Origin of the sequence: Nonomuraea sp. NPDC050394, assembly GCF_044459065.1 — a bacterium.
Classification (GTDB): domain Bacteria; phylum Actinomycetota; class Actinomycetes; order Streptosporangiales; family Streptosporangiaceae; genus Nonomuraea.
On record NZ_JBITIO010000007.1, the window covers coordinates 302,614 to 318,657 of the forward strand.

The following is a 16,044-nucleotide window of genomic DNA, read 5'->3' on the forward strand; positions in this document are numbered from 1 at the left end:
ATGTTGCAGCTTGGGTCGCAGACGTTCGAGGTCGACGGGGTCACGGTGTTCCGCGACCACGCCGATCCGGACCAGTTCTGGTATCTGGCGACGGAGGTGGTGCTGCGTACCCGATCGGACGGGCGGGCGGCGTTCAGCTTCCTGCAGTACCGGCCGGATGTGAAGGACGCGGGGATCGAGGGCGGGGGCTTCCTCATGTTGGAGACGGCGGTGAGCCTGCCCGCGGCCACCCGGAGCAAGATCATGGGTCGGGCGCAGGCGCTGGCGCCGAACCCCCGGCTGGCCGCGGCGCCGGTGGAGGCCGGCAGCGTGCGGTGCCTGGCGCTGAACCTGGAGGGGCCCGGCGGGACCACGGCGCCGCCCGGCGCGTTCACGCCCGTGACGCGGATCATGGGCGCGGCCAAGCCGTCGCTGGTCGGGGAGGAGACGGCGGCGTTCTCCCTGGTGCTGGACGAGGCGGGGGCGACGATCCTGGAGGCGGCCTTCGCCAACGGGCTGACGCCGATCGGGGTGGTCTACGACCTGACGTACTCGGCGCTGACCCCGGACCTGCACGTGGAGATCACCGCGGACCTTGACCGGGTCTACACCCATTTCTCCGCCGGGCTGGAGGCGCAGATCTACTGGCTGCGGGTGGGGATCGACGCCGGGTTCGAGGAACTGGTCGCGAACGGGGCCATCAAGATAAAGGTGATCGACTTCGAGGGGGCCGGGGACCAGGCGGAGAAGTGGGCGCTCGACTTCTTCAAGACCGACCTGCTGTCGAAGTGGTTCGAGCCGTCGCTGTCGCTGGGCAAGCTGCAGGGCCCGGCGCAGCCGGAGGGGCTGGACGCCATCTTCGAGCGGGCCAAGAAGCTCATCAAACCAGGAAGCCCTTCCGGCGGCGGCACCCCGCCCGGAGGCACACCCCCAGGCGGCACCCCACCCGGAGGCACACCCCCAGGCGGCACTCCACCCGGGGGAACCCCTCCCGTCGGCACCCCGCCCGGAGGTACACCACCCGGAGGAACCCCGCCCGGAGGTACACCACCCGGAGGAAGCCCGCCCGGAGGCACGCCACCCGGGGGTGCCCCGCCCGGAGGAACCCCGCCTGGTGGCGGCCCATCCGGGGGGACGCCGCCACCGCCGCCTCCCCCGCCGCGGCCCGTGCCCGGCCCCCAGGAGGGCGGCGCGGCGTCCATCCCGGCACTGGTCTCCTTCAAGCTCAAGGTCCTCCGTCAGGAGGAACGCAAGAAGGTCACCCTCGTCTTCGAACGCCGCAAGGCCGTCAAACGCACCTACGCCCCCCAGGGCTTCGTCGGCCTCCTGCTCGACGATCTGGCCGACAAATCGTCGTATTTCCTGAAGGTTGATCTGGCCGACTCCTTCTTCAAGAAGATCGACGTCGACGTGGCCGCCCCCGTGGACTTCGTGGACATCGGCCTGTTCGCCACCGACGTGGCCATCGACTACGGCGGCAACGGCCCCGAGGACTTCCGCCTCACTCAGGCGGCCCCGGGGCCGGCCCGCTTCACCACGTTCCTGAACGCCGCCCGCGACCTCGACTTCACCGTCGGCATGGAGCACCACTTCCACGCCAACTCCGGCTGGATCGGCGAGAAGCTCTCCTACCTGATCCCGCCCCGCCGTACCAAGGACCGCACGCTCAAGGCCGACCCCCAGGACGATCTCGGCTTCCTCAAGCTGGAGATCTTCCCGAACCGCATCGACCCCGGCATCGTCGACGCCGTGGACGTGGACCTGCGCTACGACGACGGCCACACCTTCCAGCGCCGCGACGTCTTCCGCGTCCGCCCGAAGGACCCCGCCCGGCAGTGGCGCCTGCGCCTGACCAGGCCCGGGGAAAGATCGTGGACCGCCCAGCTCACCCATCACCTGAGCGACGGCACCACCCGCGTCACCCCGGCCTTCTCCGGCGAGGCCTCGTTCCTGCCGGTCAACGACCCCTTCCCCGACTCCCTCGACGTCCTCGCCCTCCCCCTGTTCGAGCAGGGCACGGTCAGGATGGCCTTCCTGGAGGTGGAATACGACGACCCGGCGAACAACTACCATCGGCGCGCCCGCCTGGAGATCCCCGGCACCGCGGTGAGCCCGCTGCCCCTGCGCATCGCGCTCATCGACTCCGCCCGGCGCGAGTTCCGCCACCAGGTCACGATCATCCGCCAGGACGGCGCGCTGATCCGCCACCCGCAGGCCCGGGGCGAGGACACCCTGATCGGCATCCACCTATGAGAGCCGCCCTGCGCGCGATCGCCGGCCACGGCCTGCCGCCGCTTCTGGACGAACTCCTCGACCGGCTGGGGGCGAGCCGCTGGCCGGAGGTGATGTGGCGGTGGAGCCGCCTGACGCCCTCGGGCTGCCCGGTGGAGCTGACGCCGGGACCCGGCGGGCTGAGCTGGGCGGCGGAGGTGGCGCCGCCGGAGTTCCCCGACGCGGACCGGCTCGGGGAGGTGCTGCGCGTGCTGGAGGAGGCCGGGCAGCCCTGCCTGGAGCCGATGCCGGGGCGGGTGGCGTCGGCCAGGTTCGGGGCGTGGATCGGGGGCAAGCCCGACGGGCGGCTCAAGGTGTACGCGGAACTCGCGGACGGCCCGCCGTACCCCGTGCCGGAGCCGATCGCCGCGGTGGTGGCGAGGTTGCCGGTGGGCGCCCGCCCGCGCATGGCCGGGGCGGAGCCGAAGACGGGCAAGACGGAGCTGTACTTCCGGCTGCCGATGCTGGACGACCCGCTGGATCTGCTGCCGGTGCTGCTGGAGAGCGGCCACGCGGCGGCCGTGCGCGCCCTGGAGGAAAACCTCCCGGGCGGGCTCGGCCGCCTGCGCGGCCGGCGGCTCGGGCTGAGCGTCGCCTGGCACAGCGGGTCGCGGGGCAGGCCGCGGCTGGCGCTGTTCGCCTCTGCCAGAACGCTCTTCCCTGAGGAACCCGAGCCGCACCCCGGCGTTCGCCGGGGCCTGGTCACGATGGGCCTGGACCCTGAGGGCCTCAGCCTTCCTGTGGTTGTGGCGCTCTCGCCCGTCCCCGCGCGGCCCTGAGCCGTCCCGCCCAGTGGACCACCGCCATCGCGGCGGCGAGCGTCTCGGGGCCGAGCAACAGCGTGGCGCAGCCGAGCCGGTACCAGAACGTCGCGGTGAGCGGGCCGAGCATGAGCCCCTCGGCGGTCCATTCCAGGACGGTGACGACGACCGGCAGCAGCAGGAACCAGAACCAGGCCAGTACCCCGGCGAACCCGGCCAGCCACACCCACCGGAACCACCGGGCGGCGCGGAGGTCGGCCGGTGCGGCGGCGGCCAGCTCCTCGGCCTGGGCCGGGGTCAGCCGGCCGAAGGCCTGCCGCAGCATGAGCGACTTGACCTCCCACAGGTTGCGGCAGCCGAGCCAGTTGACCAGGACGGCGTACAGGTCGGTGCGCATGAAGATCATGCACTGCCAGAGCAGGCCGGTGAGCTTCACGAAGACCCAGGCGGCGAGGGTGTCGTCGACGGGCTGCGGCGGGCCGGTCAGGCGGATGCCGAGCAGGACGGCGAGGGTGACGACGTCGATGGCCATGCCGCCGAGCAGCGGCCCGTAGCGTCTGCGCCGGGGCACGCTCCACACCTGGGTGAGGTCGGTCTCGAAGACCAGCAGCATCATGCGCCGGTCCACGCCGAAGCGGGACCTGATGCCGATCGCCCGCGCGGCCAGCCAGTGCCCGGCCTCGTGCAGCGCCATCGACGCCATCGAGAACGGCACCAGCAGCAGCGCGCTCAGCCCGATGTCGGCCATCACGAACGCGTCCTCGCCCGGCTTGGGGAAGAGGCGAGGTTCGAGGACGAAGACGGCCAGGCAGAACACCGCGCAGGCGGCGTAGATCGTCCACGCGACCGGGCCGAAGAACGGCCTGACGTGCTCCTCACGCACGCCGCCGAGCCAGCGTCTGCCCTGGATGGGCGCGGTCTTGGGCGCCTCCTGGTGTTCGCCGTCGTCGACGAAGCCGAGTTCCTGGAGTACCTCGACGAAGGCGGGCACGTCCACGGGCTCGCCGGCGAACGCCTCGGCCTCCCGCGCGGCCTCCTCTGTGGTGGCGCCGCGCTGCAGGGCGGTGATGACCACGCCGCCGACCGCGGGGATGGTGATGAAGGTGCCCGATTCGGGGTCGCCGACCAGGACCTCCTCGCCTTCCTCGACGAGGCTCAGCGGGCGCAGCCGTACGGTCTGGGTCATGGGGTGCCTCTCCGCGGTGCGAGCGCGCAGGCCGGACAGCCGGGATCGGCCGGGAACGGCTCCCACACCGGCACCAGGCCCGTCCTGAGATCGAGCATCACGCGCGCCCCCGCGGCCCGAGGCGGCTCGAATCCGGTCAGGTAGCGCAGCGCCTCGTAGGCGATGAGCGAGCCCATCTGCGCGGCGATGGGGCCGATGAGCGCGTTGTTGAGCTGGAGCCCCTGGCTGAGCCGCTGGGCGACGCCGCCGGAGGTGGGCGAGCGGGGATCGGGCCGGTCGGACTCGTCGCACAGCAGGCACGGGCTCCTGCCGGGGTCGACGGAGCAGTACATCAGCTGCGTACGGCCCATGCCGCCGCCCACGAGCGGGATGCCGGCGCGCAGGGCGGCCTCGTTGACCCACAGGTGGGCGCCGGGTTCGCCGTCCAGGCCGCCCGCGATGAGGTCGACGCCGTCGGTGAGGTCCTTGAGGTCCTCGGGTCCGGCGATCCACCGGTCGACGGCCCGCACCTCGATGGCGGGGTCGTACTCGCGTACCCACTCCGCGGCCCGCTCGACCTTGGATCTGCCGATGTCGGCGTGGCGGTAGAGGAACTGGCGGGCGAAGTTGCGCGGGGCGACGTCGTCGCGGTCGACGATGGTCAGCCTGCCGACGCCGAGGCCGGCCAGCGACTGCACGATCGAGGACCCCCCGCCGCCGGCCCCGAGCACCAGCACGTGGGAACGGCGCAGCCTGCGCATCATCTCGGCCCTGGACACGCGCAGGCCGGAGAAGGCACCCAGGAAGGTCATGGTGGAGAAGTGGCGTTCGTCGGCCTCCGGGTCGCCGAGCCAGCGTTCGCCCGCGTCCTCCAGCAGCCCGAGCGAGTCGAGCCCGTCGAGCCCGTCGGCGACGTCGTCCTCGCTCAGCTCGACGCCGCGCGCCCGCAGCGCCGCCGACAGCCCGGCGGCGGTGGCCGGGCCCTTGGCCAGCTCGTCGAGGAGGGCGGCGACCTGGCCGCCGGGATCGGCCAGCGTCAGCGCCTCCCGGGGATCGTGCACCAGGACGAGATCCTCGCCCAGGGACTCCCAGGCACATTCCTTCAGAACGACTCGCACAACCTCTCCTCGAAGGACGGTCATGGCGGATCGGGCGAGGTAGCACCGTCCTCGCCCGATCGCGGTGAATCAGGCGTCCCTCACGGTGGCCTTGACGGCCTCGACCTTGCGAACCTCGATCTTCATGCGAACCTCCCTTCCCCGCGTCTCTACGTGATCAACGGTCCTGTGCAGCGCCACAAAAACGCCATAAAGTCACCACTGACTCCCCCATAACTGGAGGTTCATGTGGAATTCGGTATCCTCGGACCTCTTCTCATTTCCGGCGACGGCGGCCCGGTCCAGCTCCCCCGCAAACCGCGCGCCGTACTCAGCGCGCTGCTCCTGCACCCCAACCAGATCGTCTCCAGGGACCGGCTCATCGCCGCCGTCTGGGAGCGGCCACCGCGCTCGGCCGTGTCCAACCTGCAGACCTACGTCTCCCAGATCCGCCGCGCCGCCATCGACGTGGAGACGTGCGAGCCCGGCTACCGCCTGCGCGCCGACCCCGGGCGCCTGGACCTGCTGGCCTTCGGCGAAGCCGTACAGGGGGCTCGCGAGGACGCCGCCCGCGACGACCTGGCCGCCGCGCACGTGCGGTTCCAGCGCGCGTTCCGGCTGTGGCGCGGCCGCCCCGCCGAGGACGCGCCGCTGGCGCGCACCCTCGCCGCCCGCATCGCCGAACTGGAGGAGCAGGCCGACCGCGCCCGCGCCGACTGGACCGACGTACGGCTCGCGCTCGGCCTCCACCAGGAGCTGATCACCGAGCTGTACGCCCAGCTGGAGGCCGACCCCCTGCGCGAGCGCCCCTGGCGCCAGCTCATGCTCGCCCTGCACGGCGCCGGCCGGCGGGCCGAGGCACTCGACGCCTACATACGCGCCCGCAAGGTCCTCGTCGACGAGCTCGGCGTGGAGCCGGGCCCCGAGCTGCGCGAACTGCACGGCGCGCTGCTCGCCGGCGAACAGGCCCACCCTCCGGTACGGCGGGCCGCCCCCGCCTGGATCGGCCTGTGCCAGCTCCCCGCCGACCTGGGCGACTTCGTGGGCCGGACCGCCGAGCTGGCCTCCGTGACCGGCGCCCTGGACCGAGGCGGATCCGCCCCGGCCATCGTCGTCGTCTCGGGGCCGCCGGGGACGGGCAAGAGCACGCTGGCCGTACACGCGGCTCATCGGGTGCGCGAGCGCTATCCGGACGGGCAGCTGTTCGCCAGGCTCGGCGGCATGGACCCGCGCGACGCCCTCGCCGAGCTGCTCAAGGCGCTCGGTGTCGACGGCGAGATGCTGCCCGCGGCGACGGAGGACCGTGCGGCGATGTACCGGGCGCGGGTCGCCGACCGGGCGGTACTGGTCGTGCTCGACGACGCCCGCGACGAACTGCAGGTGCAGCACCTGCTGCCGGGCACGCCGCGCAGCGCGGTGATCGTCACCTCCCGCGGCCCGCTGGCCGCGCTGCCCGGCGCGACGGCGGTGCCGCTGGAGGTGCTGCCGTTCGAGGACGCGGAGCGGCTGCTGGCGGGGATCGCCGGGCCCGACCGCGTCGCCGCCGCCCCGGACTCGGCCGAGACGATCGTGCGGGTCTGCGGGCGGCTGCCCCTGGCCATCCGCATCGCCGGAGCGCGGCTGGCCACCCGGCCCGCCTGGCCGCTGGCCGACTTCGCCGAGCGCATCTCCTCGGCCAGCCTCGACGAGCTGCGCTACGGCCGGCTCGACGTGCGCAGCACGTACGCGATGGGGTTCGCGCCGCTGTCGATCGCGGCCAGGCGGGCGTTCCTGATGTTCGGCGTGACCGGTCTCGACAGCGTGGCCGACTGGTCGATGCGGGCGCTGCTCGGCCAGCCGCCCCGCCTGGCCGACCAGGCCGTCGAGGACCTCGCCACCGCCGGCCTGATCACGGCCAGCGAGATCGACGGCGCCGGGCAGGCCCGCTACCGGATGCACGACCTGCTGCGCGACTTCGCCAGGGAACTGGCCGTGGACGGGCAGGCCGACGCGTTGCGCCGCCTGTCGCAGGAGTCGCTGGAGCGCCTGATGGCCGCCACCACCGAGCTGCCGCTGCCGCTCGTGCCCCCCGCTCCCGACGCGCTGCCCCGCACGACGCCCGCCGGGCCGCGCCGCCGCGCCTGGCTGCTGGCCGAGCGCAAGACGCTGCTGGCCGTGGCGCAGGCCGCCGCCCCGTCCATGGCCGCCCGGCTGGCCGAGGTGATCACGCCGTTCCTGACCATCCGCGGCTTCCACGACGACGCCGACCGCCTGCTCAGCGCCGTCAGCGCCGTCACCGACCGCAAGACCGCCCGCCGTCTGCGGCTCATGCGCGTCGACGTCGGCCTCGACCGGGGCCGCCCCCGCGAGGTCGTGGCCGAACTGCGCGAACTCCTGGCCGCAGCCGAAGCCGACGGCGACCAGCACGAGGCCGCCTACGCCCTCACCATGCTCGGCACCTGCGCCGCCGCCGCGGGCGACCTCGGCCGCGCGCTCGCCCACACCACCCTCGCCGCCGACCGCTTCCTCGAGTACGGCGACACCAACGGCCTGGCCAACGCCTGGATCGCCATGTCCGTCATCCACCTGCACCAGGCCCGCTGGCCCGAGGCGGCCGAGGTGTGCGAGCTCGGCCTCGTCCTGACCGGCGGCGCCCAGAACGCCCAGTACCACGCCGAACTCCTGCGCGGCCTCGGCATCGCCCGCTTCGAGATGGGCAAGGTCGAGAACGCCGTCGAGCACTACGAGGAGAGCCTGCGCCTGGCCCGTGAACTCGACTGGGCCAAGGGTGAGCGCATGACGTTACGCCGCCTGGGCGAGGCACACGCGGCGCTCGGTCACTTCGAGCAGGCCACCGCGATGCTGGCCGAGTGCGGCAGGATGTTCGCCGCGGCCGGGGACGTGCACGGGGAGGCGCTGACCGAGTTCGCGCTCGGCGAGACCCGCCGGTGGCGCGGGGACGAACAGGCGGCCCTCGGCCACTTCCTGACCTGCTCCGCCCTGCTGGGCCCGCTGGGCGAGCCGACCTGGCGGGTGCGCACGCTCAAGGAGATCGCCCGCTCGCGCGCCGCCCTGGCCACCGCCGGGCGCGCCTAGGACGTGGTGGCCAGGACGAACGGCAGCACGGCGGGGGCGCCGGCGTGGCGGATCAGGGCGGCGCCCAGGGTCATGGTCCAGCCGGTGTCGACCCGGTCGTCCACCAGCAGCACGGGACCGCCGCACGTGGCGATCGCGGCCCCGAGTTCCTTGGGCATCGCCAGCGTCGCCCGGATCGCCTGCACCCGCTTGGCGCTGTTGAACTGGCTGCCCGGCGACCCCTCGCGGTAGCCCAGCTCGCCCAGGTAGGTGAGCCGGCCGACCTGCGCCAGCCGTTCCGCGAACCCGCGCACCAGCGCCGGCCGCGACCCCGATGGCACGCTGACCACGGCCACCGGCCGCTCGCGCCACTCCCACGCGGCCAGCACCTGCACCACGGCCTTGAACATCTCGTCGGAGACCGCCGCGTCGCCGCCGGCGAACAGCTCGCGCAGCCGGTTGCCCCACCCGATGTCGGTCAGCCGTCCGAGTGCCCGCCCCGGCTCGGCGCCGAGCTCGGGCTTGATCCGCCCGGACAGGTCGGACAGGCCCGTCGGCCACTGCTTGCGCGCCTCGATCTCCACGCCGGGCCGCCCCAGCCGCAGCCGGGCGGACTCGACCGCCTGGGCGCCGATCTCGGCCGAGCGGTGCTGCCCGGTGCAGTTGTCGCAGCGCCCGCACGGCTTGGCGGCCTCGTCGTCGAGCAGCTTGCGCAGGAACTCCTCGCGGCACTCGCCGGTGCTCTGGTAGGCGAGCATGGCGTCCTGCTCGGCCTTGCGCTCGGCGGCGATGCGGGAGTAGCGCTCGGCGTCGTAGTCCCAGGGTTCGCCGGTGGCCTCCCAGCCGCCCTTGACCCGATGCACGGCCCCGTCGACGTCGAGGACCTTCAGCATCATGTCCAGGCGGCTGCGGCTGAGGTCGACGCGGCTCTCCAGCGCGGGCGTGGACAGCACGCCGCCGCTCTCCTCCAGCGCGGCCAGCGTCGCGCGTACCTGCTGCTCCGGCGGGAAGGCCAGCGAGGAGAAGTAGGCCCAGATGTCGCGGTCCTCGGTGCCGGGCAGCAGGATCACCTCGGCCCGCTCGACGCCGCGCCCGGCCCGGCCGACCTGCTGGTAGTAGGCGACGGGCGACTGCGGCGCGCCGACGTGGATGACGAAACCGAGGTCGGGCTTGTCGAAGCCCATGCCGAGCGCGCTGGTGGCGACGAGTGCCTTGATCTTGTTGGTGAGCAGCGCCTCCTCGGCGGCCAGGCGCTCGGCCGGCTCGGTCTGGCCGGAGTAGGCGGCCACCTCGTGGCCCTGCTCGCGCAGGTGGCCGGCGATCTCGTGGGCGGCGGCGACGGTCAGCGTGTAGACGATGCCGGAGCCGGGCAGCTCGTGGAGGGTCTGCGCCAGCCAGGCCAGCCGCTGCTCGGCCGTGGGCAGCTTGACCACGCCGAGGTGGAGGCTCTCGCGCTCCAGCGGCCCGCGCAGCACCAGGGTCTGCTCGCCCATCTGCTCGGCGACGTCGCGGGTCACGCGCGCGTTGGCGGTGGCCGTCGTGGCCAGCACCGGGATGCCGGGCGGCAGTTCCTCGAACAACGTCGCCAGCCGCCGGTAGTCGGGCCGGAAGTCGTGGCCCCAGTCGGAGATGCAGTGGGCCTCGTCGACCACGACGAGCCCGGCGCTCTCGGCCAGTTCGGGCAGCACGTTGTCGCGGAAGTCGGGGTTGTTGAGCCGTTCGGGGCTGACCAGCAGCACGTCGACCAGGCCGTCGGCGACCTGCTCGTAGATCCGGCCCCATTCCTCCGGGTTGGCGGAGTTGATGGTGACCGCTCTGATCCCGGCCCGCTCGGCGGCGGCGATCTGGTTGCGCATGAGCGCCAGCAGCGGCGAGACGATGACCGTGGGCCCCTCGCCCAGGTCGCGCAGCAACCCGGTGGCCACGAAGTAGACCGCCGACTTGCCCCAGCCCGTGCGCTGGACCACCAGCACCCGCCTGCGGTCGACGACGAGCGCCTCGATGGCGGACCACTGGTCGTCTCTGAGGCGCGCGTGGTCCCCCGCGAGCGCCCTGAGTCGCGTCTCGGCCTCTTCGCGCAGCGCGGCGGTGTCGTCAAACATGCTGTCCTTGTTACCAGTCCGCGCCGACGAAATCACATCGACTCCTCGTTACGGCCCGGCCACCCCACCCCCACCCGCCGCACGGGGCGGGGCTCCGTCCAGGGAGACGCTCCTCCGGCGAGACGGGGCGGGCCGCCGCGACGCGCGCCCCGCCGGCCACTCACGTGGTCAGAGCAACGGCACGACAGGCCTGGTCACAGGCGGCAGCCCGGTCCCCACCACAGGCGTGGGAACCGGCGCCGGAGCCGCCGGAGCGGGAGCCGGCGGCGGGCAGGCCCGCCTGACCTCCGGCGGCCTGGACGTCATGGAGACCAGCTTGGGCGGCACCAGTTCGGGCGGTGCGGTGAAGCACACGTGGGTCTCCAGTGCCCGCCGCAGCGCCTTGGGCCGGTTGGTGATCAGCCCGTCCACCCCGGCCGCGACGGCCCGGCGCATGGCCGGCCGCCGGTTCACGGTGAAGGCCAGCACCTTGAGACCGAGCCGGTGCGCGCGGCGGACGTAGGCGGGGGTCATGGCGCGGTGTTTGACGCTCACGTACTCGGCGTACTCGGCGATGTCGGTCAGCTCCGCCGCGGCCGGCGACCTGCTGAGGACCGCCCGCTCTCCCCTGGCCTGGAACTTCTTGATGAACTGCCAGTCGAAGCTCTGCACGATCGTCAGCGGCGGGGCGAGCGCCATCAGCCCGGCCAGGCGCTCGGCCACGTCGGGCGCGTCGGCGGGGTGCTTGACCTCCAGCAGCAGCCCGGGGCCTCCCCTCATGGCCTCCAGGACGGCGCGCAGCGTCGGCACCCGCTCCCCGGCGAACTTCTGGTCGAACCAGGTCCCGGCGTCCAGCCTGCCGATCTCCTCCAGCGTGAAGTCCCGCACCCGCCACGGCGCGCGGTCGGGGAAGACCTGTTCGACGTCGGTGGTGCGGGCCAGCGACGCGTCGTGGATGACGACGAGGTGACCGTCCTGGGTCTGGTGGACGTCCAGCTCGTAGAGATCGGCGCCGGCGGTGCCGGCGGCGCGGAAGGCGGCGAGGGTGTTCTCCGGCGCCACCTTGGGAGCGCCTCGATGGGCCACGATCAGCGGGTCCGGATCAAACATGATCCCTATTCGAGCGCATCCGGCGATCTTTGCCCGGTAGGACATGCCGTAGCGGTCGAATAGGGCATTTGTCCAGGTCAGAGCTCCACGGGCAGCAGTTCCCCGGTGTGGACGTCGTAGATCGCCCCGCCCACCGGCAGCGGGTGCGGGTGCGGGAAGAACGGGGTGGTCCTGATCCGGGTCAGGTCGTGGCGCAGGGCCGCCTGCTGGTCGGGGACTGTGTGGAACTCCAGGCTGCGGGTGTCCACGCCCTGCTGCTGGGCGAGGGCGTGCACGTCGTTGTCGGAGACCTTGGACATGCCGCAGTCGGTGTGCGGCATCACCAGGACGCGCTCGACGCCCAGGAGGAGGACCGCCAGCACCAGGGTGCGCAGGACGTCGTCGGTGACGCGGGCGCCGGCGTTGCGCAGGATCTTGGCGTCGCCCGGCACCAGGCCGAGCAGCCCCAGGGGATCGATGCGCGAATCCATACACGTCACCACCGCGAGCCCGCGGGCCGCGCGTCCGGTGAGGTCGGAGCCGGTGAAGCCGGCGGCGTACTTGGCGTTGCCTGCCAGCAGGTCGTCGAATTCACTCATGGGTCAGATGATGCCGCACGCTCGTTTCATGAGGATTTCCGGGGTGGCCGGCAGGGTGAAGTTGGCGAACATCCCACGATCACCCCTTACTCTTTGTGATGATGCTGTAGCCGAACGTGAGTGATTGAGAAGGTTGCCGTGAGCCGGTCAGAAACCCTCGCCGCCTATCTGCGTTCCCAGGCGCGCCGCCGCCTCGACCGGGTGGAGTCCAACGACGAGGGCAGGAACGCCCGCGGCGCGCTCGCGCTCTTCGACGCGGCCGCGTACGCGGCCAGCCTGCCCGACGACGACCCGTTGATCGCGATGCTCGACAAGGCCGGCTGCTACGGCCCGCTCGGCTGCGAGGACTTCGACCCCGGCGAGGCCGGCGCCCGCCTGATCCGCGACTGGCAGGCCGGCGAGCCCCACGAGCTCCTGCTGGCGCTGCCCGCCACCGTCACCGCGTGACCCAGGTGTCGGGCGCCCAGGATGAGGTAGAAGTCTGGGCATGACAGGCATCGCCAGATTCCGCACCACCGTGCTCGACTGCCCTTCGCCCATCGAGCTGGCCCGCTTCTACTCCGAGCTGCTCGGCTGGCGCGTCGTCAGCGAGGAGGACGAGACCTGGGTGGTGGTGACCGACGGCGGTCCGCCCGCCCGGCTGGCCTTCCAGCTGGCCGAGGACCACCAGCCGCCGGACTGGCCGGACCCCGCCCGGCCCCAGCAGTTCCACCTCGACGTCACCGTCGACGACCTGGACCTCGCCGAGGAGCAGGTCCTGAAGATCGGCGCGCGTAAGCACGAGCACCAGCCGAGCGAAGACGACACTTTCCGTGTCTTCCTCGACCCGGCCGGGCACCCGTTCTGCCTGTGCGTGGGCGAGACCTCGGACTAGCCGGCGAGCAGCTTCACGGCACCGGTCAGGTCGCCCGCCGCGAGCGCCTGATCGGCCCGCGCCTGAGCCGCCGGGTCGTGGCCCGCTGCCTGTGCCAGATCCCTGGCCACCGAGACGAGCACGTCGTCGTGGGCGTAGGTGTCGGTACGCGACCGCTCCAGCAACGCGGCGGCCACACCCACCGCCCGCAGCACGGTACGGCTGTCGCGCACCGACCCGTCGGCGTTCCAGTGGCGCTCGGGCAGCACCGCGCCCAGCACCGCCGCGGCCGCCCTGGACAGCCCGTCGCCCCTGCCCAGCTGCTCACGCAGGGTGGCCAGCCGCGTACGCGCCCGATCGGTGCGCAGCCCGAACCCGTAGGGGAACAACGGACGGTACACCGGGTCGCCCACGTTGATCGGCACCTGCTCCATCGAGGCGGGCCAGGTGAAGGGCAGCCGCCCCGTGTACGGCACCGCGCCGAACATCGGATCCGACACCCCGGCCCCCTCGGTCCCCGGCAGCCAGGCGGCCACGACGGCCTCGACGCCCCGCAGGTCCCCGAGCAGCAGGGGCCGCCCCGACACCACCACGACGACGCAGCGCAGCGCGCCGCACACCGACGCGACCGCCGCCTTGTCGGCCGCCGACAGCTCCAGCGTGCGCCCTTGGCGTCCGACGTCGCCGATGCCCTCGGCGTACGGCGTCTCGCCCACGACCACGACGCCCACGTCATGGCCGGCGGTCGGGGCGGAGGCGTCGGCCGAGTAGGTGACGGACGAGGCCCGGCCGCGGATGCCCTCCAGGATGGTGGTGCCCGGCGTGGTCGGTCCGGAGGCGCCCTGCCAGCTGATCGTCCAGCCGCCGGACTGGTTGCCGACGTCGCTGGCGTTGGACCCGGCCACGTACACCTTGGCGGTCCGGGGCAGCGGCAGCACGGCGCCGTCGTTCTTCAGCAGGACCTGCGACCTGGCGGCAGCCGTACGGGCGACCGCGCGATGGCCGGGCGAGCCCACGGCGGCGAGGCCCGAGCGGTCGGCGAAGGGCCGCTCGAACAGGCCCAGCCGGAACTTCTGCGTCAGGATGCGGCTCACCGCGTCGTCCACGCGGGCGAGCGTGACGCGGCCCTCGGTCACCTCGGTGGTGAGCGCGGCCACGAACTGCTGGTAGGCGTGCGGCACCATGATCATGTCGAGCCCGGCGTTGATGGAGGTGCGCACGTCGGACGGGTAGTCGCCGGGGATCTGGTCGATCGCCGCCCAGTCGCTGATCACGAAGCCCTTGAAGCCGAGGCGGCCCTTCAGCACGTCGGTGATCAGTTCGCGGTGGGCGTGCATCTTGGTCGGGCCGACGCTGGAGTAGGACGGCATGACGCTGCCCACTCCCCGCTTGATCGCCTCGGCGAACGGCGCCAGGTGCAGCGCCTCCAGCTCCTGCCGGGTTCCGGTGAAGACGCCCTGGTCGATGGTGTAGTCGCCGGTCGCGGAGGTGCCGTAGGTGGTGCCGCCGTCGGCGACGTAGTGTTTGGCGGTGGCCAGCACGCCGTGGTCCTGCAGGCCGTCCACGATCGTGGCCATCCGGCCGGCCAGCGCCGGGTCCTCGCCGAACGACTCGTAGGCGCGCCCCCACCGCTCGTCCCGCGAGACGCACAGGCACGGCGCGAAGTCCCAGGGGATGCCGGTCGCCTTGACCTCCTTGGCGGTGATCTCACCCGTCTTCTCCACCAGGGCCGGGTCACGCGTGGCGCCCAGGCCCACGTTGTGCGGGAAGATCGTCGCGCCGATCACGTTGTTGTGCCCGTGCACCGCGTCCACGCCGTAGATGAGCGGAATCTGCAACCGGGTCTGCCGCGCGCGCAACTGGAACCCGTCGACCATGTCCGCCCAGCCCTTGGGCGTGTTCACCGACGGCGCCGAGCCCCCGCCCGACAGCAGCGATCCGAGCAGATAGTCCGCGATGTCGTCCTGCCTGCCCAGCGCGCCGCGCTCGGCCTGCGTCATCTGCCCGACCTTCTCGGCCGTGGTCATCCGCCCGAGCAGGTCACGCACCCGCTCCTTCACGCTCCTGCCCTTGTCGAGGTACGGCAGGCCGTGCGCGTTGACCACGATCGCGGGCTCGTCGGCGGGCGGCCGGACGCCCTCGCCCGACAGCACGACCGGGATCGTCTCGGCGACCTCGGCCTGCCGGTCGGCGAGCGTCCTGACGGTGAACGCCCTGGCCGTGCCGGAGGCGGTGCCCGCGGGGAAGGTGAGCACGCCTTCGGCCGGGGTGTAGTCCTGGCCGGGGGTGGCGGTGCCGTCGCCGGTCCCGTAGGTGACGTTGGCGTCGGCGGGCAGCGGCTTGCCGTCGGCGGTGGTCACGGTGACCTTGACCTCGGCGGCGCCCTTCTCGTTCACGGGGTAGACCGGGGCGTCGGTGCTCAGCCTGACCGGTCTGGGGGGCGCGGTGCCGTACACCCGGACGTCGTCGAAGACGAGGGTGCCCGAGGCGGTGGGGAAGCGGATCGAGTAGCCCCACATCGCGACCAGGTCCAGTTCGCCGTCGGTGGGGGCGCCGCCGGGCTGGTAGTCGCCGCGCCGCACGAAGCCCGCGAACGGGACCTGGATCTGCCGCCAGCCCGCCGTGTCGTCGGTGAAGGACGACTCGAACAGCTCGGCGCTGCCCGCGCCGGCGCCACCGTCCTTGACCTCGAAGAACACCCGCTGACCCGAGGCGGTGCCCTTGACCCAGAAGGAGAAGCCCGAGTAGGGCGACCAGTCCTGGGTGGCGGGCAGGTCGTGGGACCAGCCGCCCCACTGGCTGACGGTGTACTCGGCGTTCAGGGCCCGGTTGGTGCCCGCCGCGCCGGGCCGGTCGGGCGCGGCGGCGATGGCCAGCCGGGGCGTGGAGGCCGCGTCGTTGCCCCACGGGTAGACGCCCGCGGGGACGGTGTCGGACTCGAAGTCGGTGATGTCCGGCGGCTCCGCCGCCGCCCGCGCGGGAGCGGCCACGAGCGTGGCGCCCAGCAGGGCTAAGAGTGCGAGAAAGCGCGTTCTGCGGCGGTGGGGGGTCACGACGCCTCCAGGATCTCGACGAGACCCCATAGTGACCCGAAT

At 72.9% G+C, this 16,044-nt stretch carries 11 protein-coding genes; 5 read left to right on the forward strand and 6 right to left on the reverse strand.

Features of this window, described 5'->3' with window-relative positions:
• Positions 1-2,232, forward strand: coding sequence for a hypothetical protein (locus ACIBKY_RS28030; protein WP_397100985.1), 2,232 nt, complete (start codon positions 1-3; stop codon positions 2,230-2,232).
• Positions 2,229-3,029 carry a hypothetical protein gene (locus ACIBKY_RS28035; RefSeq protein ID WP_397100987.1) on the forward strand — a complete coding sequence of 267 codons (801 nt, stop codon included), beginning with the start codon at positions 2,229-2,231 and terminating at the stop codon, positions 3,027-3,029. The genes ACIBKY_RS28030 and ACIBKY_RS28035 overlap by 4 nt, the downstream gene beginning before the upstream one ends.
• Here the strand turns inward: ACIBKY_RS28035 and ACIBKY_RS28040 are convergent.
• Complete coding sequence (locus ACIBKY_RS28040; protein WP_397100989.1) at positions 2,980-4,197, reverse strand: hypothetical protein; 1,218 nt, start codon at positions 4,195-4,197, stop codon at positions 2,980-2,982. The genes ACIBKY_RS28035 and ACIBKY_RS28040 overlap by 50 nt on opposite strands.
• Positions 4,194-5,294: a HesA/MoeB/ThiF family protein gene (locus tag ACIBKY_RS28045; RefSeq protein ID WP_397100991.1), complete on the reverse strand. Its 1,101-nt coding sequence runs from the start codon at positions 5,292-5,294 to the stop codon at positions 4,194-4,196. Before ACIBKY_RS28045 ends, ACIBKY_RS28040 begins: the two co-directional genes overlap by 4 nt.
• A gap of 228 nt (positions 5,295-5,522) precedes the next feature.
• On the opposite strand from ACIBKY_RS28045, the gene ACIBKY_RS28050 reads away from it, so the two are divergent.
• Entirely contained in the window at positions 5,523-8,348 is a 2,826-nt protein-coding gene (locus ACIBKY_RS28050; protein WP_397100992.1) for a BTAD domain-containing putative transcriptional regulator, read from the forward strand.
• Here ACIBKY_RS28050 and ACIBKY_RS28055 read toward each other — a convergent pair.
• The 3 genes from ACIBKY_RS28055 to ACIBKY_RS28065 form a co-directional block, all read right to left on the reverse strand.
• Positions 8,345-10,429, reverse strand: coding sequence for a RecQ family ATP-dependent DNA helicase (locus ACIBKY_RS28055; RefSeq protein WP_397100994.1), 2,085 nt, complete (start codon positions 10,427-10,429; stop codon positions 8,345-8,347). The two genes, ACIBKY_RS28050 and ACIBKY_RS28055, sit on opposite strands and share 4 nt — an antisense overlap.
• Before the next feature lie 168 nt (positions 10,430-10,597).
• Complete coding sequence (locus tag ACIBKY_RS28060; RefSeq protein ID WP_397100995.1) at positions 10,598-11,518, reverse strand: glycerophosphodiester phosphodiesterase; 921 nt, start codon at positions 11,516-11,518, stop codon at positions 10,598-10,600.
• Between the two features lie 77 nt (positions 11,519-11,595).
• The gene (locus ACIBKY_RS28065; protein ID WP_397100997.1) at positions 11,596-12,096 is read right to left on the reverse strand and encodes a beta-class carbonic anhydrase; all 501 of its coding nucleotides are present in this window, start codon (positions 12,094-12,096) and stop codon (positions 11,596-11,598) included.
• 138 nt (positions 12,097-12,234) lie between these two features.
• Here ACIBKY_RS28065 and ACIBKY_RS28070 point away from each other — a divergent pair, with 138 nt between their 5' ends.
• Positions 12,235-12,543, forward strand: a complete 309-nt coding sequence (locus ACIBKY_RS28070) for a hypothetical protein (protein WP_379609509.1) — start codon at positions 12,235-12,237, stop codon at positions 12,541-12,543.
• Positions 12,544-12,583: 40 nt separating this feature from the next.
• Complete coding sequence (locus ACIBKY_RS28075; protein ID WP_397100999.1) at positions 12,584-12,970, forward strand: VOC family protein; 387 nt, start codon at positions 12,584-12,586, stop codon at positions 12,968-12,970.
• Here ACIBKY_RS28075 and ACIBKY_RS28080 read toward each other — a convergent pair.
• Entirely contained in the window at positions 12,967-16,002 is a 3,036-nt protein-coding gene (locus ACIBKY_RS28080; RefSeq protein ID WP_397101001.1) for a glycoside hydrolase family 3 N-terminal domain-containing protein, read from the reverse strand. The two genes, ACIBKY_RS28075 and ACIBKY_RS28080, sit on opposite strands and share 4 nt — an antisense overlap.
• Positions 16,003-16,044 lie beyond the last annotated feature (42 nt).